We start from the raw sequence: 24207 nt of genomic DNA, 5'->3' as shown, positions 1-24207 counted from the left end.
GCACGGGGGGCGACCTGCGCTTGCTCGTCGTGTCCGCCGGTCAGGGCGACCGAGGTCGGCTAGGCTGGTCCTCAACCGTCGCCTATGCGGACCGGCCACCGGAGGAGGATCGAATGCGTGAACTGGAGGTGCTGCGCGTCGAGTCCGACGGACAGTACGTCGTCTGCATCGATCGGGAGACCGACGAACACTTCCGTATCCGCGCGGACGACGACCTGCGGGCCGCCGCTCGTGCCGACACCACCGAGCTCGGCCAGATCCCGGTGAGCGGCGACGCCGCACTGCGTCCGCGCGAGATCCAGTCGCGGATTCGGGCCGGCGCGTCGGTGGACGAACTCGCGCAGATCGCCGGCGTCTCGGTCAGCAAGATCGAGCGGTACGCCCACCCGGTGCTGCTCGAACGCGCCCGCGCCGCCGAACTGGCCCGGGCCTCGCACCCGATGGACATGGACGGCCCGAATCCGGCCACCCTCGGCGAACTCGTCGCCGAATGCCTCGTGCTGCGCGGCGAAGTCCCCGCCGACGCCCGCTGGGACTCCTGGAAGGCCGACGACGGCGACTGGGTGGTCCAGGTGTCCTTCTACGAGGGCCCGGACGAGCAGTTCGCCCATTGGCGCTTCCTGCCCGGTTCCTACGGCGGCACCACCGATCCGATCGACGAGCTCGCGGTGGAGCTGACCGACCCCGCACTCTCCCGCGCCGCGCGCCGCACCCGACTGGCCGCGGTGCCTGCCGAGCCGCGGCGCGAGTTCCGGCCCGACGGACACCAGGAGGTGACCGTCGACGCGGACTCGCTGATCGACGCCCAGCAGTCCCGCCCGCCGGAGCGTCCGCGGCCGCCGCTGGCCGACATTCTGGACCTGCAGTACTCGACGGCACCGGCCGCCGAGGCCTACGACAACCTCCGCACTGCCGACGAGGAGCACCAGTCGGGCGACGGCGCCACGGCCGATGAGCGTTCCGGAGCGAGCCGTCACCGCGCCAAGCGCGCCAAGCCGGCCGTCCCCGCCTGGGAGGACGTGCTCCTCGGCGTGCGCAGTCACGACGACTAGTGCCACGGGGCACTAGTCGTCCGTCAGGCCTGCAGTCGACGGGTCCGCTCGTAGAAGGCGATGGCCGCGGCCGTGGCCACGTTCAGCGAATCGGTGCCGCGGCTCATCGGGATGCGCGCCCGGACGTCGCACCGCGCCATGGTCTCCGCGGTCAGCCCCGGCCCTTCGGCACCGACCAGGAAGGCGATCCGGTCGGCGTCGACGGCGGCGTCGAGCGGTACCGAACCCTCCCCCGGGGTGAGCGCGACGAGCGAGAAGCCGGCCCGCGCCGCCGTGTCGAGGTCGTCGGGCCAGGCGTCGGCACGTGCGAACGGCACCAGCAGCGCGTGTCCCATCGAGACGCGAACGCTCCTGCGGTACAAGGGATCTGAGCATCCGGCGCCGAAGATCAGTGCGTCTACGTGCAGACCCGCGGCGTTGCGGAAGATGCTGCCGATGTTCTCGTGGTCGTTGACCCCTTCCAGGACCACCACGGTGCGCGCGTCCGCGAGCACCTCGGCCACCGTCAGCGGGGCCGGGCGATGCGCCGCCGCCAGCACGCCGCGGTTGAGGTGGAAGCCGACGATCGCGGCCATCACGTCGGCGCTCACGCGATAGAACGGAACGCCCGCGAGCGACGGGTGCGACAGGTCGTTCGAGAGCTGCGCCAACCGATTGGGCACGCCGAGGAAGGCGTGCGGCGTGAAGCGGGAGGCGATCATCCGCTGGGTCACGGTCACGCCCTCGGCGATCACCAGGCCCTTGCCCGCCTCCCCGCCGGGCAGGACCGCCAGATCGGGTCGTCGATCCACCGCGCTGAGGTCCCGGAAGTCGTCGACGCGCGGGTCGTCGGGATCGGTCACATCGATCACGTCGACGGCGAGAGCGTGCTGCACCAGACCACCGTTCCACATCGCCTGTACGCGCTCCAAAGCCGTTTGGCAGACTCGGCAGAGTGACCAGTGAACCGTCGCCCCTGTCCATGCGCCGCGCCCGCAGCGCCGACTGGCCGGAGATCATCGCGCTCGATGCGCGGACCTTCGCCCTCCCCGCGCCCTTGCCGGACGCCGAGGTCGCCGAGTTCCGCGGGCGGGTCACCGACTCGCTGGTGGTGCGCGACGAGGGCAGCGACGGCGCCCCGCTGGTCGCCGTCTCCCTGTACTTCCAGCTGCCGCTGACCGTGCCCGGCGGGGCGTGCCTGGAGACCGGCGGCCTGTCGTGGGTGTCGGTCGCGGGTACGCACCGGCGGCGCGGACTGCTGCGCCGCATGCTGACCGAGCAGTTCGCCGCGTGGCGCGCCGCCGGGCTGCCGCTGGCCATCCTCACCGCCTCCGAGGGCGGCATCTACGAGCGCTTCGGCTTCGGTCCGGCGTGCTTCGCCGAGACCGTCACCGTGGATCCGAGCGCCGTGGCGTGGCGCACCGAGGCGCCCGCCGACTCCCGCGTCCGGTACGGCACCGCGGACCAGATCGCCGCGCGTATCCCCGAGCTGCATGCGCGCTGGGCCGCGACGCGGCCGGGCGCGGTGCACCGCCCGGACTCGTGGTGGCCGTCGATCCTGGCCGACCGCGGCTTCCGCCGGAACTCGCAGACCACGGACCTGTACTACCTGCTGCACGCCGACGGGTACGCCGCCTATCGGATCGATGCCCGCGAGGCGTCGGCCACCGTCGAGGAGTTCGTCGCGGTGACCGACCAGGCGCACACCGATCTGTGGCGGGTCCTCACCGGCCTGGATCTGGTCACCTCGATCAGCGCCAAGGTCCCGGTCGACGACACGCTCGGCCTGCAGCTGCACAATGCGCGCGCCGTCCGGGTCACCGGACGCACCGACGAACTGTGGGTCTCGCTGCTCGACGTGGCGGCGGCGCTGTCCGCGCGCACCTACGGCACCGACGGCGCGGTCCTCCTGGAGGTGTCCGACGGCTGGGACGGGCGCGGCGGCACGTACCGCCTGGACGTGGTGGACGGTCGCGGCGTCGCCGAGCGGGTGTCCTCGTCGACCGACGGGCTGCCGCGCGCGGCGCTCAGCGTTGCCACGCTGAGCTCGCTGTACACCGGTGGGACGCCCGCCCGGGAACTGGTGACCGCCGGGCGCATCGAGTGCGACTCCCCGGCCACCGCCGACCTGCTCGACGCGATGTTCGCCGTCGACCGGGCCCCGTTCGCGGGCACCTACTTCTAGGTCGACTCCCGCGAGAGCATGCCGGTCCCGCGGGCCCGCGCGAGGCCCGCGGGACCGGCATCGTCTCGCGGGAACGGACGGCTGTCGCGCGAGCGGTCGGCGTGCGCGGGGGCTGGCGCTAACCGACCAGGTCGGAGATGGGTCCGCGGGCGAAGTAGAGCACGAACAGGATCGCGACCACCCACAGCAGCGGGTGCACCGTGCGCCACTTGCCGCGCGCCGAGGCCAGCACCACCCAGGCGATGAAGCCGACGCCGATGCCGTTGGCGATCGAGTAGGTGAAAGGCATCACGACGATGGTGAGGAACGCCGGGAGCGCGTACTCGAACCGACTGAAGTCGATGTCGCGGACCTGCGCCATCATCAGCGCGCCCACCACGACGAGCGCCGGGGTGACCGCTTCCATCGGCACGATCTCGTACAGCGGCGTGAAGAACATGGCGACCAGGAACAGCAGACCGGTCACCACGTTGGCCAGGCCGGTGCGCGCACCTTCGGCCACGCCCGCGGCCGATTCGACGAAGACGGTGTTCGACGACGCCGACGCGCCGCCGCCGACGATGGCGCCCGCACCCTCGACCACCAGGCCCTTACCGATGCCCGGCAGGTTGCCCTTCTCATCGGTCAGGCCGCCTTCCTTGCCGATACCGGTCATGGTGCCCATGGCGTCGAAGAAGTTCGACAGCACCAGGGTGAAGACGAAGATGCCGGCGATCAGCACGCTGACGTGCTCGAGGGCGCCGAAGAGGTCCACCTGGCCCACCAGGGTGAGGTCGGGTAGACCGAAGAAGCTGTCCGGAGACCCGGGGGTGTTCATGGCCCAGCCGCCGGGGTTGTCGTCGGACCGACCGCCGACGTTCCAGATCGCCTCGACGATGAGCGACACGATGGTCATCACGACGATGCCGATCAGCAGCGCGCCGGGCACCTTGCGAACGGTCAGCACGCCCATGAGCAGCACACCGACGGCGAACAGCAGGGTCGGCACCGTCGCCACCGAACCGTCCACGCCCAGCTGCACCGGAGGTCCCCCCTCGGTGCGGGACACGAAGCCGGAGTCGACCAGGCCGATGAACGCGATGAACGCGCCGATGCCGGCGGCGATCGCCGATTTGAGTTCCGGCGGCACCGCGTTGAACACCGCGGTCCGGAAACCGGTGAGACCGAGGATCACGATGATGATGCCGTCGATCACCACCAGCCCCATGGCGGCCGGCCAGCTCATCTCCGGGGCGATCGTCACCGCGAGCAGACTGTTGATGCCCAGGCCGGCGGCGATGGCGAACGGGAAGTTGGCCACCAGGCCCATCAGCATGGTCATGATGCCCGCGACCAGCGCCGTCACCGCCGCCACCTGCACCATCGGCAACACGTCACCGTTGATGTCGGCATTGCGGCCGTCGCCCGCGATGCCGCCGATGATGATCGGATTCAGCACCACGATGTAGGCCATCGTGAAGAAGGTGACCAGACCGCCCCGCACCTCGCGGCCGTACGTGGAGCCGCGCTCGGCGATCTTGAAGTACGCGGCGATTCGGTCCGACGCCGGCGGCTTCTGCGCCGGGCTCGCCTCGTCCGTCGTCTCGCTCATGCGCCGACCATCCTTGCCGCTCGTGGACTGGAAATTCCCGACGGAAATCGGGTGCCTACCCGGGAGAAGCTACCGTAATGGCATGGCCGAACCGACTGCAGTCCCCGAGTTGCCCGCGCGACTGCGCGCACCCGAGCCGGTCATCGTCGGCGGCATGCTCGCCTGGTTGATCGCGACCATCGTCGTCGCCGTCACCGACATCGGGCCGGATCGTGCGCTGACGGTGTGCTGGGTGGGGTTGGCCGTCGGCCTGGTCGGCACCGTGATCGTACTGGTCCAGCGGACGGCCGTGCGCCGCGGCAGCAAGGGCGCGCAAGAAGGACTCGACTGACGCGGCAGCGCGGCGCGCGTCCGCTTTCTGCGGGCGTCAGTTCCGGGAGACGCGGACCGGCGGCTCGGTGCGCAACTGCACCCAACGCACGATCTGCTTGTGCGCCAGCAGGCACAGCGCGAGCCAGACGAGCCCGAGCGCCCAGCCCGCCAGCACGTCCGACGCCCAGTGCGCGCCGAGGTAGACCCGGGAGGCGCCGATGATCAACGCCGCTCCGGGCGCCAGCAGCAGCACGCCCGGGTGCAGTCGCACCCACACGTAGAGCCGGTAGACGATCACCGCGGTCAACCCGAAGATCACCGTCGACATCATGGCGTGACCGGAGGGGAACGACAGCGAGCCGATGTCGATCAGCCGGTCCGCGACCGGCGGTCGCGCCCGGCCGAACACGCTCTTGAGCAGCACCATCACCAGGTAGCCGGAGACGCCGCCGAACGCGATGAGGGCGGCGAGGTCGATCCGTTCGCCCACCCAGGCGAGGACGAACACGCCGATCGCCACCAGCGTGAGGGTGAGGGTGTCGCCGAAGACGGTGACCATCTGCCACAGCGAATTCCACGGCTCGGCGCGCACCGACAGGACCCAGTCGAGAGTGCTGTGGTCGAAACCGAAGGGCGACAAGCTCACGGCGTTTCCTCTCGCGGTCGACGGGGATCGGGTCCGGTGGGATCCCACGGTACGCAGTGCTCCACGTGCAGTGTGCCCGCGGTGTCCCGCCAGCGTGGCACGCGGACGCGCCGTTCGGCGTCGTCGTCGAAAACCGCGACGACGAGCGCGTCGTGCGCCACCAGCGGCCCCGACAGGCCCCAGCCGGTGGCGGCCGCCAGCCGCAGCGCCGGACCGGACTCCGGATCCAGGAAGCGTCCGACGGAGACCACGTGCACCGACAGCGTCTCCGAGGCCAGCGGGGCGTCGACCAACGCGGCGAAGTCGGCCGCCGAGCGCGCTTCCGGGTGCGCGCCGACCAGCACGGCGTCCGCCGGCGGCACCACCGCCACCCACCACGGCGCGTCGAGCACCACGGCGTCGGAGCTGACCGATCCGGCCAGGGTGCGCAGCCCGAGCGGCGGGTCGAGTCGGTCCAGCCTGACGCGGCCGGCCCGGTAGGCCTGCACCACGGCGGCGTGCGCTCGGGCGGCGACACCGGGCGGCACGGTGCGGGCCGGGTCGGCGAGCGCAGCCAGCCATCCGTCGGCGTCGTCGGTGTCGTCGGGCTCCGCGCCGACCAGCAGCGCGGTGAGGGCCGCCGCCGACGGATGGTCCAGCGGGTCGAACAGGCCGCGCCAGCTGTCGGTGTCCGGGGCGGCGCACCGGCGCAACGGCGTCCCCGCGATCGGTTCGGCGTGCCGCCGCAGCCACCAGACGGTGTAGCCGTCCGGGTCGGCCAGGTCCGCGGCGATGTCCGGGTCCTGCGCCAGCAGCGTGAGGGCCCGGCCCCAGCGGTCCGGGGCCACCAAGTCCAGGTCGCGGACCGCACGCAGGGCCTCCGGCGGCACCTCGAGCCCGTCCCACCAGTCGGCCTCGCCGTCGAGGTCGTGGTCGGGGGCGGTGGGCAGGTCGTCGTGCACCGTGGTGAAGCCCCACCCCGCGCCGAGTCGACGGAGCGGGCGCGCGCCATAGGCCGCGACGAAGTCCGCGTCGATCACGCCCAGCGGCGCGTCGTCGGCCAGCACCGACGCCAGCGGGCTGCCCGGCAGCAGCAGTTCGTCGGCCGGGCGCAGTTCACCCTCGGAGTCGGGGACGTCCAGCGCGCCCAGCCAGGTCGGCACCGTCGGTTCCGCGTCGCTCGCGTCGAGCAGACGCAGGACCGCGTCGACGAGTTCCTCGTGCTCGGTGTCCGACAGCTCGTCCGCGTCGGCCACCCGCTGCTCCAGTCCCGGATGCGCCAGCACCTGCGAGACGGTCAAGCGTTCCAGGCCCAGCCGCTCCAACAGCGGGTGCGCGGCGGCCGGGTGCACCGTCGGCACCCAGTCGAGCACCAGTTCGTCGTCGGCGGGCAGGTCGACGTCGAACACGCCCCGCACGCCGCGGTGACTGCGTCCGTCGGCGCGCGGAATCGGGAGCGCCCCCAGTTCGGCGACGGCGTCGGGGCCCGTCACCAGCGGGTCGAGCGCCGCATACAGCCGACCCCACCACGACGGCGGGCGGTCCACACCGGACAGCACATCGGCCAGCTGCGCCAACCCGAGTTCCGCCGCGCCCAGGCGCAGCACGGCCGCCGCCGCCGGGCCGTCGCTGACCAGCGGATGGGCGAGCGGTTCGAGCACCTCGCCGAGCAGATCGGCCAGGTCGGGGGTGAGCCCGCGCAGCGCCAGCGTCCGTTCGGGCGCGAGTCGGCGGCCGTCGACGCCGGGCACCCAGCGGTCGGCGGCCAGCGCCGCCAGCACCGCGGCGCGCAGCCGCGCGTCCTCGGCGCCGGCGGCGAACGCCGGGGCGGGCACCAGCAGGTGCTTCTGGTCGTCCGGCGCGGCCGCCACCAGCGCGGTGTAGCCGACCGCGGCCGATGCCAGATCGGCGTCCGGGTGCAGGCCGCGGCGATCCGGGGTCAACGGCAGGTCGGTGACGAGCCGGGCCGGCAACGACAGCGGGATCTGCGTCGGCGTGGGACTGCGCACCACGTCGTCGGTCAGCGGCTGCAGTCGTCCGTCGACCACCGGCACCAGCCAGTGCGTCCCGCCCGCACTGCTGCGCAGCCACCGGCGGTGCGGACGGCCCTCGACGTCGATCACCACCTGGTCGCCGTCCACCCGGCGGGTGATCGCGGTGCCGTCGACGACGATCTCGACCAGCGCCGACAACGCCAGCAACAGGTCCTCAGCCTCCGCCGCAGCGTGCGCCGCGAGCGTCTGCGCTTGGGTCTCGTCGGCGCAGTGCAGCACCACCTCGGTCGCATAGCCGTGGCTCGGCGCCGCGGTCAGCGGCCACGCCAGGCGTTGAGCGGGTACCTCGGGAGCGTCGACGGGCAGCTCCACCACCGCCGCCGCGGTCGCCTGCCGGTCGAAGGTGATCGACCCCGAGGTGGACAGCAGATCGACGCGGTCGACGAAGCTCGTGGCGCGGAATCCGACCCCGAAACGGCCGATCGCGGCCGGCTCGACGCCTTTGGGGGACACGCGCAGCGCGGTGAGGGCCTGCACGCCCGCGCGGGTCAGCGGGGCGCCGGTGTTCGCGATGCGGATCTGCGCGCCGTCGACGGTCAGCCGCATTCGGCCGGGCACCGGTGCGGCGAGCGCCGCATCGGCGGCGTTCGCGGCCAGTTCGGTGAACCAGCGGTCGCGGTACCCGATGTGCCGGAGTTCAGCCTCGGCGGCGACGTCCTCGGCGAGCCGCGTCGGCGAATCGCGCCACGCAGACAGGGTCGCCGCACGCAGCGCGGCCGTACCGAACGGATCGGCCGGGTCCGGTCGCGCCGCCGACGGCGTCATCGAGATTCGACGATCTCCACTGCACCGTCGTCGTAGGCCTCGAAGGCCGGGCTGCCCTGGCCGCCGGCCGGCATCGGGGTGTCCGAATGCGCACCGCAGCCGTAGTCGAGCGGGACGGCGTGGCCGTCGGCGCCGAACTCGTTGGCGCATACGCCGAACTCGGCGCGCAGCGCACCGGCGAGCGGCAGGAAGAATCCGCAGGTGCTGCAGGAGTAGCGGGCGTTGCGCGCCATCGCCGATTCCGGGCCGAAGTCGCCGTCGTGCCAGCGCTGCGCGGCCTCGGCACGGCCCTCGTACGACAGCAGGCGCTTACGACCCAGGCCGATCTCGGCGGCCACCTGGCCCACCTGGTCGGCGTCGACCGGGTCCACGTCGAGCGTGTCGGTCTGGCCGGGCACCAGGCGCGGATCGTCCGGCGGCGACGCCAGCAGGTCGCCGGGACCCAGGTCGCCCGCGGAGATGCGCTCGGCCCACGGCACCCAGTTCGGGGCCAGCAGCGCGCCGTCGCCCGGAAGGAGGACCACCTCGGACACGGTCACCTCGTCCGAGCCCGGGGCTGCGGCCAAGACCACGCACCAGTGCCAGCCGCCGTACCCGGGAACCTGCGCCGCAAAACTGTGGGCCACAGCCCACTCGCCTTCCGGTCGTGCCCCCAGGTGTTCGCCGGGCTGCTCCCCGTCGGCCACCAGTACCTGTCGTGCGATCTGCTCGGATTGCTCCAATAGGGTCGCCTGTGCTGCCACACTCACCCCCTCAGTGTGCCTCAGCGCGGTAGCGAAATGCACGTTGAGGGCGTATCCGCGACGCCCCGGAACGCCCATGCGACGAGTCGTCGGCACGATAGGGAACAATCGAGTCGTGGCTTCCCGATCAGCACGCGAGAACCCCGGACCATCCGGGGATCCTTCGCGCGCCCGCCGACCCGAACCCCGATTCAGCGGCGATCACCCGGGTCGGCACAACTATCCCGCCGACCCCCGCACCCGGCGCTATCCGCCGCCCGGCGCGACGCCGCCGCCCCCGCGCACCCAGAATCGGCATCTGCCGCCGCTCGACGATCCGGACACCCAGGTCATCGACGATCCCGCGACCGCGGCGGCGCCGCACGCCAACGGACGCCGCACCGACTACGTGCCGCCGGAGAAGGTGACCGTGGTGCGCGTGATGGCGCGCCGGTCCAAGTACTTCGCCGGTCGCGGCGTGGACATCGTGCACCGCGCCGCCACCGCCGACGGGGCCGACCGCTCCGGGCTCACCGCCCTCACCATGCCGGTGATCGCCAACAACGCCGTCGACGCGGCGATGGCCGTCGCGCTCGCCAACACCCTGTTCTTCGCCGCCGCGACCGGTGAGTCGAAGGTCAACGTGGGCCTGTACCTGGCCCTGACCATCGCGCCCTTCGCGGTGATAGCACCGCTCATCGGCCCACTGCTCGACAAGTTGCAGCACGGGCGCCGGATCGCGATGGCGACCACCTTCGGGCTGCGCGCCGTGCTGGCGCTGCTGATCATCGTGAACTCGTCGTGGGATCCGGTGACCCATCAGATGCAGTACAAGCCGTGGATCCTCTATCCGTGCGCGCTGGGACTGATGGTGCTGTCGAAATCGTTCGGCGTTCTCAAATCCGCCGTCGCGCCGCGGGTACTCCCGCCGACGATCGACCTGGTGCGCGTCAACTCCCGGCTCACCATGTTCGGGCTGATCTTCGGCACCATCGTCGCTGGCGGTCTGGCCGCCGCGATCGACCTGATCCTGGGCACCTGGCTACCCCTGCACATCCCCGGCGCGATGGTCTTCCTGTGCCTGCTCGCGATCGTGGGCGCGTACTTCTGCATGAAGATCCCGGCCTGGGTGGAGGTGACCGAGGGCGAAGTCCCCACCACGCTCACCTACCGCGACGGCGAGCAGGCGTCGGCCACGGCCGACGCCGCGACCGGTGGCCGCGGCCGCCTGTCCGCCCGCCTCGCGGCCACCATGCGCCAGCCGCTCGGCCGCACCGTGGTGACCAGCCTGTGGGGCAACGGCACCATCCGCATCCTCACCGGCTTCCTGACCCTCTACATCGCGTTCTACGCCAAGGCGCAGTCCGGCTCCAGCGGCTGGGCACAGCTGATGATGCTCGGCGCCGTCGGCGCCGCCGCCGGTATCGGCAACGGCATCGGCAACGGCATCGGCACCCGCCTGGAACTCAAGCACCCGCCGCGCATCATCGTCGCCAGCACCGGCGCGGCGGCCGGTGCCGCCGTGCTCACCGCGATCTTCGGCTCATTGCTGATGGTGGTCATCGCGGCGTTGATCGCCTCGGGCGTGAGCGCGATCGCCAAGGTCTGCTTGGACTCCACCATTCAGGACGACCTGCCCGAGGCCTCCCGCGCGTCGGCCTTCGGTCGTTCCGAGACCGTCCTCCAGCTGTGCTGGGTGCTCGGCGCCAGTCTCGGCGTGGTGCTGCCCACCACCCTGTGGATCGGCTTCACCGTGGTCGCGGTCCTGATGGCGGCCGGTTTCGCCCAGACCGTCATGACCAGTCGCGGCGCCACCCTGGTGCCGGGCGTCGGTGGACGACGTCCCACCGAGCCCGCCCCCACCGCGGGCTTCGCCACGGTGCCCACTCCCCCGGGCCCCGCATCCACGCGTCCCTTCCCGATCGACGACGCTCCGTCCGAGCGGCCCACCGCCGCGCAGCGGTCGGCGCGTCCTTCTCCCGCCCCGAATACCGCCCGCCCGCCCGTCACCCGACCGCAGCGTCGGCACCGGCCCGACTAGTCCGGGCACCCCCGAGAACGTCCTATCCAGATACGTCCCACCCAGAGAACGTCCCGGCAACTACGACAGTGAGGTCCCCCGGTGTCCCTGCAGCCCGCAGATAAGAAGGCGCTGACCATTCTGGCCGCGGTCGGCGCGGTCATGGTGATCGTCATCGCCGTCGCCACCGCCCTCCTGGTGCGGGCGATGCCCGAGACCGATCCGAAGATCTCGGTGGCGGCGGGCACCGAGTATCAGCAGGTGTCACCGTCGTACTGGTGCACTCTGCAGATGGACGCCTGCCGGCCTGCGTACCTGAGTCTCGAACAACTCGCCGCACTGCCGGTCACCGTGTTCCCGGTGCCGATCGACGAGAGCTTGGTGCTGTCGGTGCCGTCGGAGATCGCGACCAAGCCGTGGACGCTTACCGCGCTCTACGCCACCTCCCGCGGCATCCAGCCGGTGACCTGGATCAAGACCACCGGCGACGCGTACACCGAGATCCTGCCGTCCACGCAGCACCGCGTGCTCCTGGGCATCGAGGTGAAGCCGTTCTCCGCCGTGGTCGAGGATGCGCCCGACGGTCTCGAATCCGGGCAGGGCACCATCCCGTTCCGCGGCCATTACGCGGTGGACACCCGGCCGAAGGGCTTCTCGGTGACGAACGAGACGGTGCTGGGCGAGATCCGCGGCACCGCGTAGCGAAAGCTCGTGACCGGTTAGCGGTCGAGCTCGCGGGTCACCGCGCGGACCACCTCGGAGATACGCCGAGCGGTCTTGCGGTCCGGGTAGCGACCGTTGCGCAGGTCGGGCTGCACCTTGCCCTCGAGCAGGGTGATGAGGTCGGCGATCAGGCCGTGCAGTTCGTCGGGCGTGTGCTTCTTGGTGGCCGCCCGCTGGTTCTCCCGCACATTGCGCGCCACGCTGGGCGCCGCGTCGAGCACGGTGACCCGCAGCGCCTGCGGTCCCTGGCGGCCGGCCGCCATGTCGAACTCGACCCGTTGGCCGGCTTTGAGCGCGTCGACGTCCGCGGGCAGCGCCGAGGAACGGACGTACACGTCCTCCCCGCCCTCCTGCGACAGGAAACCGAACCCCTTGGCGGGGTCGTACCACTTCACGTGACCGCTCGGCACAGTGCTCACCTTCAAACTGCTCGGACCAACTCATCAGAATGCGCCCCGCCCGCCACTGCAGATGTCCGCGGGGCGAGCTCGAGGCGCACTTTCGACCGATGGTACGCGTCGGACTACCGTGGATCTCATGCAGACCCAGAAGTCCTCGGCGCTGTTGCCCACGGCCGTGATCCTGGTCGTCATCGGATTCGTCGCCAGCATCGCCCTGCTGTTCCCCGCGGTGCGCGAGTCGAATCAGGCGATCGTGACCCTCACCTACATCCTCGCGATGGGCGCACCCATCGGCTTGCTGCTGGCTCTCGTCTTCGCCCTGATCTCCGGGCGTCGCAGCCGATGACCGACGGACCGTCGCCGCTGGTGCCGGTCGGCGACCCCGGCGCGCTCAAACGCGCGTACAGCTGCTTCCCGTCCGGCGTCGTGGCCGTGTGCCGTCGGACGACGGTCGACGGTCCCGATTTCCCGGCGGGCACCGACATCGGCATGGCGGCGAGTTCGTTCACCACCGTCTCCCTCGATCCGCCCCTGGTGTCGGTGGCGGTACGCCACGAGTCGGCCACCTGGCCGCTGCTGCGCGACGCGGACGAACTCGGTGTCAGCGTGTTCGCCGAGCACCAGGGCGACCTGGCCCGCCAGTTGGCCGGACACCCGGACCGACGGTTCGCCCGGGTGCGCCCGGTGGCCCTCTCCAGCGGTGCACTGTTCATCCCGGGCGGCACCGCTCACCTGCTCTGCACGGCCGCCGGCGAGCTGCCGGCCGGCGACCACACCGTAGTACTGCTGGAGATCCAGTCGCTGCGCAGCGATCCGACGGTGGAGCCGCTGGTCTTCCACGCGAGCACGTTCCGAGCACTGGAAGCCCGCCGCGCCCTCGACGGCGCGTGAGGCGAGTGGCCCGGGCCTCAATCTGGTTGTGACCTTAGTCACATCACGGGGAGATAACGAACCGGCTACGGGACGACCATCAGCACCGTGAACTGCGGAGATACCGAAACAGGCCGAAACCGGCCAGTAGGTAGGGGAAAAACCCCTCCTTCCGACTAGGTGACTTCCCCCGAATGGATTACGTAGTGTTCATTCCGGTCGCCCTCGGGCACCGACAAATACACATCACCCGGCGGTCGCGCCCAACCTCGTTCCGCCACCGGGTACACCGAACAATTCAGTTCAGGAACGAGGGCGGGGGACCCACCATCCCTCCGGATACCGGCGGACCGTCACCGACGGATCGCCTTGGGGTTAAGTCCAGACCGGGCCTCCCGGACCGGACCGAGCACCTCTCAGCTCGAACCCGACAGCTCACTTCGCAGGCGCGTGGAGAGAGGAAACTCAAACAGCAATGGCACGTCACGCTAAGCAGTCGTTCATGTCCAGCAAGACCGTCGCGAAGGTCGCTCTGACCTCCGCAGTCCTCGGCGGCGGCGCCGCGCTCCTCGGTGGCGGCAACGCCTCGGCCGCGACCGACGCCGAGTGGGACCGCGTCGCACAGTGCGAGTCCGGCGGTAACTGGGCCATCAACACCGGTAACGGCTACTACGGCGGCCTGCAGTTCAGCCCGAGCACCTGGACCGGCCACGGCGGCGGCCAGTTCGCCCCGAGCGCCCACCAGGCCAGCAAGGCCGAGCAGATCGTGGTCGCCGAGCGCGTCCTCGCCAGCCAGGGCAAGGGCGCTTGGCCGTCGTGCGGTGTCGGCCTGTCCGGCCACACCCCCCGCCAGGCCCCGGCCACGCCGTCGACCCCGTCGCTGCCGAAGCTGAAGGACCGCGCGGACGCACCGAAGGCCGACGACGCCAAGGACACCAACGACGCCATCTCGCAGGCACGCGCCGGCAGCCCCGAACTGCGCTCGGCCGCCGATGCCCTCGCGAAGTCGGGCTACAAGCTCGATCAGGGCCAGCTGGACCTGTTCAACGACAACAAGGGCCTGCTCGGTCTCTGATCCGAGTCGGCCGCGCCGGACACCGGCGCACAGACCAAGGAACCCCGCACCATCGGTGCGGGGTTCCTGTGCATCTGCCGGGCGGCGGTATCGGTCGAGCGGACTGCAGCCCTCGGGCGACGGCGCCCAGACCGATCGATTCCGCGCCGGACCGACTCTGGACACGCCGAAACCCCGTGCCTACTCAGGCACGGGGTTTCGCTCGTCAGTTCCGGATCAGCGGTTGATGACGGTGTGCGATTGAATGAAGGGCAGCTCGCTCGCCGGCACCGGGAACGGGTTCTCGTTGCCGAACGGCGACAGTGCACCGGCGAGATGCGCGGTGAACTCGGTGACGGCGTGATCCTCTACCGCCACATCCGGCCAGCCATTGTCCACGTAAGTATTCTTCTTAGCCACGGCCTCATTGTGCCATGCGTCCCGAGGCACCGGCGCAGGGACCGGGAAAGCCGGGGTCGGTGGCGAAGACCACGTCGGTAGGATTGTCCGGATGAGAACGGACAGCTCCCTGCGCGGCCTGGCCGAGGCGCTGGCCGACCGCTCCGATGCCGACCTCGCCGCCCTGTTGACGCGGCGCGGCGACCTCGCCTCGCCCCCGCCGCGCGGCACGGCGGTCTTGGCGCAGCGTGCCCTGTCGGCGTCGTCGATCGCACAGGCCGGGGAGAGTCTGGACCTGGCGACGGTGGCGGTGATCGAAGCCTTCCTCGAGTGCGGCTCGGACACCGCGCGCAACGACGTGATCGGACCGGTGACCCGCGATCAACTCGTCGCCGCCCTCGGCCGCCGACTCAAACGACCGGCCCTGGACGCCCGCCTGGCCGATCTGGTTGCCCAGGGCCTGATCTGGGATTCGGGAGCGGGTACCGCACGCAAACCGGCGTGGATCGCCGGCATCCATCTCCCGGCCGCACTCCCCTGGCGCGGACACCACCTGGTGGGCCCGCTCGCCACCGCCACACCCGAGCAGATTCAGGACGTGATCGACGGCCTCGACGAACGGCCGCGTGAACTGCTGGCGACGCTCACCGTCGGCTCCCCGCTGGGCCGCAGCCGCGACGCGGCCCCCGACGCCGATGCCGACGCCCCCGTCCCCCGGCTGATCCGCGCCGGCCTGCTGGCCCGGATCGACGAGCAGACCGTGGAACTGGTCCCGATGGTCGGCCGCTTGCTCCGCGGCGAGCCCCCGCTGCCGACCGCCGTGCTGGCACCCCCGCCGATGAGCGGCGGCCCCGGCCGCTTCGGCCCGGCCGACGTGGATGCCGCAGGCGCCGGCGAGGCCCTGGAACTGATCCGCCACAGCGCCACCCTGCTCGAGGTGCTCGGCCAGCACCCGGCCGCCATTCTGAAGTCCGGCGGCCTCGGCATCCGGGAACTGCGGCGGCTGGCCAAGGCCACCGGGCTGCCGGTGGCGCGAGTCGGTCTTCTGGTGGAGATCCTGGCCGCACACCGCCTCCTGGACTCCGGCCACCCCGAACCCGAACCGGCCGAGGCCACCGGCGAACCGGTCTTCGCGCCGACCGTCGGCGTCGACGCGTGGCTGCACAGCACGGCCGAACGGAAGTGGCACGGTCTGGCCCAAGCCTGGCTGGACCTGAATCGTCGGCCCTGGCAGATCGGCGACACCGACCGCGACGGCACCACCCTCGCGGCCCTGTCGAGCGAGTTGTTCGACGCCACCGCACCCGTCACCCGACGCCAGGTCCTCGAGTTGCTGGCGGAGGCACCGGAGGCCGCCCCCGTGGAGGTCGACGCCCTCGTCGCGAACCTGGCCTGGCGACACCCGCGGCACCTGCGCCGGTGGACGCGGCGATTCGTCGGCGAGACCCTCGCCGAGGCCCGCGATCTCGGACTGGTGGCGCACGGCGCCCTGACCGCGCCCGCTCGCCTCCTGCTGGCCGGAAGCGACGACGAGGACGACGCGGCCGCCGCGATCCTGGCGGCCATGCTCACCGCGCTACCGACGCCGGTGGAGCACTTCCTGGTCCAGGCCGATCTGACCCTCATGGTCCCCGGACCGATGACGGCCGAGCTGGCCGACCAGGTGGAGGCCATCGCCGACCTCGAATCGGGTGGCGCGGCCTCGGTGTATCGCATCAGCGAGAGCAGCCTGCGTCGCGCGTTCGACGCGGGGCGGTCCGGCGCGGAGATCAAGGCCCTGCTCGAGGCCCGCTCCCGCACGCCGGTGCCGCAGTCGCTGACCTTCCTCGTCGACGACGTGGCGCGCAGTCACGGCAGCCTGCGCGTCGGGGTCGCCGCCGCCTTCGTACGGTGCGAGGATCCGGCGCTGCTGGCCGAGGTGCTGCGCAGCGACGCGGCCGCGGAGGTGGCCCTGCGCGCCCTCGCCGCGACCGTCGCCGTGTCCCCGGCTCCGGTGCGCGAGGTGGTCGACGCCCTGCGGCGCGGCGGTTTCGTGCCGGCCGGCGAGGACTCCAGCGGCGCCCTGGTGGATCTGCGCAGCCGCGGCGTCCGCGTAGCCGCCCGCGCGCGCAGTGCCCGACTGCCGCGGCGTCGCAGCAAACTCGGCCTCGGGCAGGCCGAGACCATCGTCGGCCGGCTGCGCGCCGCCGACCGCGCCGAGCAGGTGCCGCGCTCGTCCATCACGACCAGCGGCGACGAGAACACGACGGCCCTGATCCAGCTGGCGCTGCGCACCGGGCGGTCGGTGCGGCTGGGCTACGTCGACGCCCAGGGCGCGGCCAGCCGACATCTGGTGAAGCCGAAGGCCCTGCAGGCCGGCCAGCTCATCGGCGCCTCCGACGAAGCCGACGATGCGAGTTTCCTCCTGCACCGGATCACCGGCCTCGAACTGCTGTGACGCACCCCGGGTGGCCGCGGCGCGTCGAACCTGGACAATGGGCATGTGACTGACGGACCCCTCATCGTTCAATCGGACAAGACGGTACTGCTGGAGATCGACCATCCGCAGGCCGGTGCCGCGCGCGCCGCGATCGCTCCGTTCGCCGAACTCGAGCGCGCGCCCGAGCACGTGCACACCTATCGGGTCACCCCGCTGGCGCTGTGGAACGCGCGGGCGGCCGGCCACGACGCCGAGCAGGTGGTCGACGCCCTGGTCACCTACTCGCGGTACCCGGTGCCGCAGCCGCTGCTGGTCGACATCGTCGACACCATGGGCCGGTTCGGTCGCCTGCAGCTGGCCAAGCACCCGGCGCACGGTCTGGTGCTGATCTCCCTGGACCGCGCGGTCCTCGAGGAGGTGCTGCGCAACAAGAAGGTCGCCCCCATGCTCGGCGCACGCATCGACGACGACACCGTGGTGGTGCACCCGTCCGAGCGCGGCCGCCTCAAGCAGGTGCTGCTCAAGATCGGCTGGCCCGCCGAGGACCTCGCCGGCTACGTCGACGGCGAAGCGCACGACATCGACCTGGCGCAGGACGACTGGGAGCTGCGCGACTACCAGCAGATGGCCGCCGACTCGTTCTGGGCGGGCGGCTCGGGCGTGGTGGTGCTCCCCTGCGGCGCGGGCAAGACCATGGTCGGCGCGGCCGCCATGGCCAAGGCCGGCGCCACCACGCTGATCCTGGTGACCAACACCGTCGCCGGACGGCAGTGGAAGCGCGAGCTGATCGCGCGCACCACGCTGACCGAGGACGAGATCGGCGAGTACTCGGGCGAGCGCAAGGAGATCCGCCCGGTCACCATCGCGACCTACCAGGTGATGACGCGTAAATCCAAGGGCGAGTACAAGAATCTGGATCTGTTCGACTCCCGCGACTGGGGCCTGATCATCTACGACGAGGTGCATCTGCTGCCCGCCCCCGTCTTCCGGATGACCGCCGATCTGCAGTCGCGCCGTCGTCTCGGCCTGACCGCGACGCTGGTCCGCGAGGACGGCCGCGAGGGCGACGTCTTCAGCCTCATCGGCCCCAAGCGCTACGACGCCCCGTGGAAGGACATCGAGGCGCAGGGCTGGATCGCCCCCGCCGACTGCGTCGAGGTCCGGGTGACCATGTCCGACGACGAGCGCCTGCAGTACGCGGTGGCCGAGGCCGACGCCAAGTACAAGCTCTGCTCCTCCGCCCACTCGAAGCTGCGCGTGGTCCGCTCGATCCTGGAGCAGCACCGCGGTGCGCCGACCCTGGTGATCGGCGCCTACATCGACCAGCTGGAGGAGTTGGGGCGCGAGCTCGACGCCCCGGTGATCCAGGGGTCCACCCGCAACGCCGAGCGGGAGAAGCTCTTCGACGCGTTCCGGCGCGGCGAGATCGACACGCTGGTGGTCTCCAAGGTGGCCAACTTCTCCATCGACCTCCCGGAGGCCTCGGTGGCGATCCAGGTCTCGGGCACCTTCGGGTCCCGACAGGAGGAGGCCCAGCGCCTCGGCCGCCTGCTGCGCCCCAAGGCCGACGGCGGCCAGGCGCACTTCTACTCGGTGGTCTCCCGGGACAGCCTCGACGCCGACTACGCGGCGCACCGCCAGCGTTTCCTGGCCGAGCAGGGCTACGCCTACCGGATCATCGACGCCGGCGATCTGCCGCTGGTCTGAGACGGGAGCACCCATGACCCAGGAGCAGTCGGCGCCCCTCGTCGGGCGCCTGCAGCCGTTCGCCGAGACCATCTTCGCCGAGATGTCGGCGCTGGCCGCCCGGCACGACGCCATCAACCTCGGCCAGGGCTTTCCGGACACCGACGGGCCCGCCTCGATGCTGTCCGCGGCCCAGGAGGCCATCGCCACCGGCCACAATCAGTACCCGCCGGGCATCGGCGTGGCGGCGCTGCGGGAGGCGGTCAGTGAGCAGCAGGCCCGCGACTACGGCCTGCAGTACGACCCGGACACGCAGGTGCTGATCACCGTCGGCGCCACCGAGGCCATCGCCGGGGCCGTCCTGGGACTGGTGGAGCCGGGCCGCGAGGTGATCATGATCGAGCCGTACTACGACGCCTACGCTGCGACCGTGGCGCTGGCCGGGGCCGTGCGACGCACCGCCGGCCTGGTGCCCGACGGCGACGGTTTCCGCCTCGATCTGGATGCCCTGCGCGCCGCGTTCACCTCGAACACGGCCGCGGTGATCGTGAACTCGCCGCACAACCCGACCGGCACGGTGCTGACCGACGACGAACTCGCCGAGATCGCGCGCCTGTGCATCGCGCACGACGTCGTCGCGATCACCGACGAGGTCTACGAGCATCTGGTCTTCGGCGAGCGCACCCATCGGTCGCTGGCGACCTTCGACGGCATGGCCGAGCGCACCCTGCGCATCTCGAGCGCCGCCAAGACCTTCCACGTGACCGGTTGGAAGGTCGGTTGGATCAGCGGGCCCGCCGACCTGGTCGCCGCCGCCCGCGGCGCCAAGCAGTATCTGAGCTACGTGGGCAGCGGGCCGTTCCAGCCTGCGGTGGCCCTGGCCCTGCGCACCGAATCGGCGTGGGTCGCCGACCAGACGCGAGACCTTGCCCGACGGCAGGTGGCCCTGTCCGCGGCGCTGGCCGACGCCGGTTTCGGCGTGCACTCCACCGACGGCACCTACTTCGTGCTGGCCGATCCGCGGCCGCTCGGCTACACCGACGGCGCCGCCCTCTGCCGGGCACTGCCCGCCCGCGTCGGGGTGGCCGCGGTGCCCGCGAGCGCCTTCGTCGATCCGGCCCCGGGGCACGACCGCGCCAATCCGCAGTGGGACCACCTGGTCCGCTTCGCCTTCTGCAAACAGGACGACGTGATCGTCGAAGCCGCCCGCCGGCTGCGCACCCTGGCGAGATAGTAGAACGTCCGTTCGATACCTGGCGTATGCTGGCGCCATGAGCACCGGCATCCAGGACTCGCTCTTCGACACCCCCGCGACGGCCGACGATGCGCCGACCGTGCACCCGCTGGCGACCGGCATCACCCGTCGGGCGCTCGCCGCCGACGCGTGGGTGGATCTGCGGCCCGGCTGGCTCACCGGCACCGTCGGCCTGTTCGACCGACTGCGCCGGTCCGTGCCGTGGCGCGCCGAGCAGGTCCGCATGTACGACGCCACGCTGCCGGTACCGCGGTTGACCGCCGCCTACCCGGCCGACACTCGCCTGCCCGATCCGCTGTTGGGCGAGCTCCGCGCCGCGCTGACCGACCACTACCGGTCGGCGCTGCCCGAGGGCTTCGCCAGCGCGGGCCTGTGCCTGTACCGCGACGGCCGCGACAGCGTCGCCTGGCACGGCGACCGGATCGGCCGCGGCGCCTACCGGGACACCCTGGTCGCGATCGTCTCCCTCGGCGCACCGCGCGTACTGGCGCTGCGCCCGCGCGGTGGCGGCCGCTCCCTGCGCTTCACCCTGGGCAGCGGCGACCTGCTGGTGATGGGCGGCAGCTGCCAGCGCACCTGGGACCACGCGGTCCCCAAAGCGCCCGGTGCCGGGCCGCGGATGTCCGTGCAGTTCCGCCCGCCGGGCGTGCTCTGAGCGCTGTTCAGTACCACCGCTGCCGCCTGCGAAAAGTTTTATGTCCTGGTAGGTACCGCAGAGGTACCTACCAGGACATGAAACTTCTCCGGCGGCTCAGATGTCGAAGCTGACGCCGGTGAGTTCCTCGGCGGTCGACCAGAGGCGACCGCGGACGGCGGCGTCGTCGGCCACGCTGCGGTAGCCGGCCTCGGTGGGCGCACCGCGCAGACCGCCGAATTGGGCAGGCCCGTAGAATTTGCCGTTGACCGCCTCCGGCGCGGCGGCCGCGTACAGCGTCGGCAGGGCGCCGTCGGCGGCCGACTGCGCCAGCGGCGTGGCGTTGCCGAGCTTCATCACCCAGTCCACCAGCGATTCGGTGCGGGTCTGCAGTTCGGTCGCGGCGTAGCCGGGATGCGCGGCCACCGAGATCGTCGACGAGCCCGCCTTCTCCAGCCGCTCGGCCAGTTCCAGCGCCATCATCAGGTCGGCGATCTTCGAATCGCCGTACGCCACCCAGCGGTTGTACTTGCGGCGGTCCCAGTTCAGGTCGTCGATGTCCAGACGCGCAACGTTGTGCGCCAGCGACGACAGGGTCACCACGCGCTCGCCGATCCGGTCCAGGACCAGTCCGGTGAGGGCGAAGTGGCCGAGGAAGTTGGTACCGATCTGCATCTCGAAGCCGTCGGCGGTACGCCCGAGCGGCAGCGCCATCACTCCGGCGTTGTTGATCAGCACATCCGCGCCCTCGAAGCCGTCGGCGAAGGCCCGCACCGACGTCAGGTCGGCGAGGTCGAGCGCCGCCACCGTCGCGTTCTCGCCGATCTCATCGGCCACGCGCTGCGCCTTCGCCACATTGCGGCAGGCCAGGACCACCTCGGCGCCGGCGCGTCCCAGCGCCCGCGCCGTCTGTTCCCCCAGCCCGCTGTTCGCGCCGGTGACGACGATGCGTCGCCCGCGCTGATCCGGCATGTCCGCGGTCGACCAATCACCCATCAGTTCTTCTCCTGTTTCCTCGGTGAATCCACAACGTGCGGCCACCGCGCCCGACGGGCCGGCAGCTTCATCAACTCCGAGAGCACGCTACCCAATGTGGGCGGTTCGGCCCGTTTCGCCAACTCCATCGGCACGTAGATCTCGGTGTACTCTTTGCGCCCCCGCAGCAGGACGCGCTCCAGCGGCTGCCAGTGGCGGGCCTCGTCCGGGTCGGCGGCGGCGACCGCGGCGTCACTGGCGTAGACCGGGGAGCCGCCCAGTTTGGCCCGATCGGACAGCCGCGCGGCCTCGTTCACCGAGTCGCCGATCACCGTGTACTCGTAGCGGTTCTCCGCGCCGATGTTACCGGCGAAGACGCGGCCGTAGCCGACGCCCATCCCCCACTCGAGCGGAACCTTCTCGCCGAGTCGGTCGCCCAGCTCGCGGGCGGCGGCCAGCGCGGCGCCCGCCGGGTCGGCCAGGGCGGTGGGCGCGCCGAACACCACGAGCGCCGCGTCGCCCTCGAACTTGTTGATCAGGCCGTCGTACTCGGCGACGACCTCGGCCACCACCGAGAAGAAGACGTTGAGCACGGCCGCCGTCTCCCGCGGATCGCCTTCGGCCGCGAACGCCGTCGAGCCGGTCAGGTCCACGAAGATCACCGCGACGTCGGTGTTGGTGCCGACCATCTCTTCGCCCTGCGCGATGGCGAGCTCGGCGACGCGGTCGCCGACGTGCTTGGAGAACAGCGTCCGAATGCGCTCGCGCTCGCTGAGACCGTCGAGCAGGTCGTTGAGTCCGGTCTGCAGGATGCCCAGTTCGGAGGAGTCGTAGACGGCGACCCGACGACTGAAGTCACCTTCCGCCGCACCCTCGATCACCTTGCGCATCTCGGTGAGCGGGTCGGTGATGGCCCGACCCACCAGCATCACGATGCTCAGGCCGGAGGTGAGGGCGACCAGCGCGAGGGCCACCGAGGCCCAGTCGAGCGGTCCGGCCGCGGGCGGCAACCACTCGGCCCAGCGGCCGGCGTTGATGGTGATGAGGCCGACCATCGGCACCGCCGAGGACACGCCCCAGACCACCACCATGCGTTCGCGCACGCCGTGCACCACCCGCGCCTCGGAGGTGCCGCTGAGCGCGAGAATGGCTAACGGCCGCGTCGCCGTCTCCGCGATCAGGTAGGTGAGGCTGCAGGAGGTGATCGCGGCTAGCGCGAACGCGCCGCCGACGATGGCCAGAAAGAAGTCACTGACGTCGGCGATCAGGGCGTAGGTGACGAAGCTGACGGCCCAGCCGACCAGGTCGGCCCCGACCTGCCGGATCGGAATGCGGGCCACGGCCCGGCGCTGCGCCGGGTCGGCGGGTGCGCCGGCGATGAACCAGGCGAACTGGGGCCGCATCAGCAGCACCGCGACCACGGTGCTGGCGGCGGTGCCGACGACGGCCGAGATCAGCATGTCGAAGAACGCCGGGTGGCTGATGTCGGCGTGCAGCGAGATCCGCCCACCGTTGAAGGCCAGGAGTACCAATGCAAAAGTCTCCAAGCCGATGAGCAGCTTGGAGAAGACTCCGAAGAGGAAGGCGACGAACGCGGCCCGGTCCACGAGCCGGCGGCGCAGGTCGGTGTCGAGCGCCTGCCAGTCCGCGGCCAGCCACTGTTCGCGCTCGGCGGGCGAACCGGCGGCGCCCAGGATCGACGTCACCCAGTGCCGCGGCCCCAGACTTTCCAGCCGGTCGGCGACGGCGTGCAGTGCCACGCGCGAACGCTGTATGGGCACAACACCTCCCGCGACTTGGGCAACAGAGTGAGACTACCCAAAGCGCGGGAGGTGCAGGGTGCCTGAGGGCTCAGGCTATGGCGTTTGTGCCGCGGACGATCAGGCGCCGGCGAGCACGGCCTCGATCTCGAGCGTGATGGTGATCTTGTCACCGACGACGCTGCCACCGGTCTCCAGCGGCATCTCGATGTCGATACCGAAGTCGCGACGGTTGATCACGGTGCTGGCCTCGAAGCCGGCCACCTGGCCCGCGCCCATGCCCGGGTTGGTGCCGTTGAACTCCAGCTTGAGGTCGACGGTGCGGGTGACGCCCTTGAGGGTGAAGTCACCGGTGAGGATGAAGTCGTCGCCCTTCGGGGTGACCGACTTCGACACGAAGGTGGCCTTCGGGAACTCGTCGGCGTGGAAGAAGTCGGCCGAGCGGATATGGGCGTCACGCTGGTCGTTCTTGGTGGTGATGGACGCGACGTCGATCACGGCCTCCACCGAGGGGGTGCCGTCCTCGGCGATCTGGATGGCGCCGGAGAATTCGGTGAACTCGCCGCGGACCTTCGACACCATCAGGTGGCGGACCGAGAAACCGACGGTCGAGTGGGCCTGGTCGATGTTCCAGGTGCCGGCGGCGATCAGGGGCAGGGCGTTCAGCGTGGCGGCCATGAGGTCTCCTGTTGAAGCTAGGTGTTTGTGCGGTGACCAACGCCGGGA

At 71.3% G+C, this 24207-nt stretch carries 22 protein-coding genes and 1 riboswitch; of the genes, 12 read left to right on the top strand and 10 right to left on the bottom strand.

All coding sequences use genetic code 11. The features are described 5' to 3' along the window. The first annotated feature begins 113 nt into the window (after positions 1–113). Positions 114–1052: a septation protein SepH gene (sepH, locus tag ABD989_RS01265; protein ID WP_246994094.1), complete on the top strand. Its 939-nt coding sequence runs from the start codon at positions 114–116 to the stop codon at positions 1050–1052. Positions 1053–1075: 23 nt separating this feature from the next. On the opposite strand, the gene ABD989_RS01260 is transcribed toward sepH, so the two are convergent. Beyond that, a complete protein-coding gene (locus tag ABD989_RS01260; protein ID WP_246994092.1) occupies positions 1076–1927 on the bottom strand; it encodes a TrmH family RNA methyltransferase in 852 nt (283 codons plus the stop codon). A 59-nt stretch (positions 1928–1986) separates the two neighbouring features. Between ABD989_RS01260 and ABD989_RS01255 the strand changes: the two genes are divergently transcribed. Further along, positions 1987–3216: a GNAT family N-acetyltransferase gene (locus ABD989_RS01255; RefSeq protein ID WP_246994090.1), complete on the top strand. Its 1230-nt coding sequence runs from the start codon at positions 1987–1989 to the stop codon at positions 3214–3216. Positions 3217–3334: 118 nt separating this feature from the next. On the opposite strand, the gene ABD989_RS01250 is transcribed toward ABD989_RS01255, so the two are convergent. Then, on the bottom strand, positions 3335–4807 hold the full coding sequence (locus ABD989_RS01250; protein ID WP_246994088.1) for an NCS2 family permease: 1473 nt from the start codon (positions 4805–4807) through the stop codon (positions 3335–3337). Between the two features lie 82 nt (positions 4808–4889). On the opposite strand from ABD989_RS01250, the gene ABD989_RS01245 reads away from it, so the two are divergent. Then, on the top strand, positions 4890–5138 hold the full coding sequence (locus ABD989_RS01245) for a DUF2530 domain-containing protein (protein WP_345312134.1): 249 nt from the start codon (positions 4890–4892) through the stop codon (positions 5136–5138). A gap of 36 nt (positions 5139–5174) precedes the next feature. Here the strand turns inward: ABD989_RS01245 and ABD989_RS01240 are convergent, their stop codons facing one another. The 3 genes from ABD989_RS01240 to ABD989_RS01230 are packed head-to-tail and all read right to left on the bottom strand — an operon-like array spanning position 5175 to position 9312. Continuing rightward, positions 5175–5765, bottom strand: a complete 591-nt coding sequence (locus tag ABD989_RS01240; RefSeq protein ID WP_246994078.1) for a phosphatase PAP2 family protein — start codon at positions 5763–5765, stop codon at positions 5175–5177. Further along, positions 5762–8563, bottom strand: a complete 2802-nt coding sequence (locus ABD989_RS01235) for a sacsin N-terminal ATP-binding-like domain-containing protein (RefSeq protein ID WP_345312133.1) — start codon at positions 8561–8563, stop codon at positions 5762–5764. The genes ABD989_RS01240 and ABD989_RS01235 overlap by 4 nt, the downstream gene beginning before the upstream one ends. Further along, positions 8560–9312, bottom strand: a complete 753-nt coding sequence (locus tag ABD989_RS01230; RefSeq protein ID WP_345312132.1) for a DUF3027 domain-containing protein — start codon at positions 9310–9312, stop codon at positions 8560–8562. The genes ABD989_RS01235 and ABD989_RS01230 overlap by 4 nt, the downstream gene beginning before the upstream one ends. Positions 9313–9382: 70 nt before the next feature. On the opposite strand from ABD989_RS01230, the gene ABD989_RS01225 reads away from it, so the two are divergent. Beyond that, on the top strand, positions 9383–11326 hold the full coding sequence (locus ABD989_RS01225; protein ID WP_425556457.1) for an MFS transporter: 1944 nt from the start codon (positions 9383–9385) through the stop codon (positions 11324–11326). Positions 11327–11407: 81 nt separating this feature from the next. Beyond that, positions 11408–12007 carry a DUF2771 family protein gene (locus ABD989_RS01220; protein WP_246994069.1) on the top strand — a complete coding sequence of 200 codons (600 nt, stop codon included), beginning with the start codon at positions 11408–11410 and terminating at the stop codon, positions 12005–12007. Between the two features lie 17 nt (positions 12008–12024). Here ABD989_RS01220 and ABD989_RS01215 read toward each other — a convergent pair whose 3' ends face one another. Further along, complete coding sequence (locus ABD989_RS01215; RefSeq protein WP_246996943.1) at positions 12025–12438, bottom strand: cold-shock protein; 414 nt, start codon at positions 12436–12438, stop codon at positions 12025–12027. A 127-nt stretch (positions 12439–12565) separates the two neighbouring features. Between ABD989_RS01215 and ABD989_RS01210 the strand changes: the two genes are divergently transcribed. From ABD989_RS01210 to ABD989_RS01200, 3 genes are all read left to right on the top strand, one after another. Next, the gene (locus ABD989_RS01210) at positions 12566–12775 is read left to right on the top strand and encodes a hypothetical protein (RefSeq protein WP_246994067.1); all 210 of its coding nucleotides are present in this window, start codon (positions 12566–12568) and stop codon (positions 12773–12775) included. Then, positions 12772–13320, top strand: coding sequence for a flavin reductase family protein (locus ABD989_RS01205; RefSeq protein ID WP_345312130.1), 549 nt, complete (start codon positions 12772–12774; stop codon positions 13318–13320). The genes ABD989_RS01210 and ABD989_RS01205 overlap by 4 nt, the downstream gene beginning before the upstream one ends. A 256-nt stretch (positions 13321–13576) precedes the next feature. Beyond that, positions 13577–13764, top strand: a riboswitch (cyclic di-AMP (ydaO/yuaA leader). Positions 13765–13801: 37 nt separating this feature from the next. Beyond that, a complete protein-coding gene (locus ABD989_RS01200; protein ID WP_345312129.1) occupies positions 13802–14374 on the top strand; it encodes a transglycosylase family protein in 573 nt (190 codons plus the stop codon). Between the two features lie 216 nt (positions 14375–14590). Here ABD989_RS01200 and ABD989_RS01195 read toward each other — a convergent pair whose 3' ends face one another. After that, on the bottom strand, positions 14591–14773 hold the full coding sequence (locus tag ABD989_RS01195) for a hypothetical protein (protein WP_246994062.1): 183 nt from the start codon (positions 14771–14773) through the stop codon (positions 14591–14593). Positions 14774–14864: 91 nt separating this feature from the next. On the opposite strand from ABD989_RS01195, the gene ABD989_RS01190 reads away from it, so the two are divergent. Genes ABD989_RS01190 through ABD989_RS01175 form a run of 4 tightly spaced genes read left to right on the top strand, consistent with a single transcriptional unit; the run spans position 14865 to position 20767 of the window. After that, a complete protein-coding gene (locus ABD989_RS01190; RefSeq protein WP_345312128.1) occupies positions 14865–17189 on the top strand; it encodes a helicase-associated domain-containing protein in 2325 nt (774 codons plus the stop codon). A 45-nt stretch (positions 17190–17234) separates the two neighbouring features. Beyond that, positions 17235–18878, top strand: a complete 1644-nt coding sequence (locus ABD989_RS01185) for a DNA repair helicase XPB (RefSeq protein WP_345312127.1) — start codon at positions 17235–17237, stop codon at positions 18876–18878. 13 nt (positions 18879–18891) lie between these two features. Next, entirely contained in the window at positions 18892–20091 is a 1200-nt protein-coding gene (locus tag ABD989_RS01180) for a pyridoxal phosphate-dependent aminotransferase (RefSeq protein WP_345312126.1), read from the top strand. A gap of 37 nt (positions 20092–20128) precedes the next feature. Continuing rightward, entirely contained in the window at positions 20129–20767 is a 639-nt protein-coding gene (locus ABD989_RS01175) for an alpha-ketoglutarate-dependent dioxygenase AlkB (RefSeq protein ID WP_345312125.1), read from the top strand. Between the two features lie 96 nt (positions 20768–20863). Here the strand turns inward: ABD989_RS01175 and ABD989_RS01170 are convergent, their stop codons facing one another. The 3 genes from ABD989_RS01170 to ABD989_RS01160 all read right to left on the bottom strand — a co-directional run bounded on the left by ABD989_RS01170 (position 20864) and on the right by ABD989_RS01160 (position 24159). Then, positions 20864–21742, bottom strand: a complete 879-nt coding sequence (locus ABD989_RS01170) for an oxidoreductase (protein ID WP_345312124.1) — start codon at positions 21740–21742, stop codon at positions 20864–20866. Further along, positions 21742–23481: an adenylate/guanylate cyclase domain-containing protein gene (locus ABD989_RS01165; protein WP_345312123.1), complete on the bottom strand. Its 1740-nt coding sequence runs from the start codon at positions 23479–23481 to the stop codon at positions 21742–21744. The genes ABD989_RS01170 and ABD989_RS01165 overlap by 1 nt, the downstream gene beginning before the upstream one ends. A gap of 120 nt (positions 23482–23601) precedes the next feature. Further along, on the bottom strand, positions 23602–24159 hold the full coding sequence (locus tag ABD989_RS01160) for a YceI family protein (protein ID WP_345312122.1): 558 nt from the start codon (positions 24157–24159) through the stop codon (positions 23602–23604). Positions 24160–24207 lie beyond the last annotated feature (48 nt).

This window comes from Gordonia alkaliphila (genome assembly GCF_039542465.1).
Classification (GTDB): domain Bacteria; phylum Actinomycetota; class Actinomycetes; order Mycobacteriales; family Mycobacteriaceae; genus Gordonia; species Gordonia alkaliphila.
The sequence above is the reverse complement of the archived record's forward strand: the minus strand, read 5'-3'. Positions and strand labels throughout refer to the sequence as shown.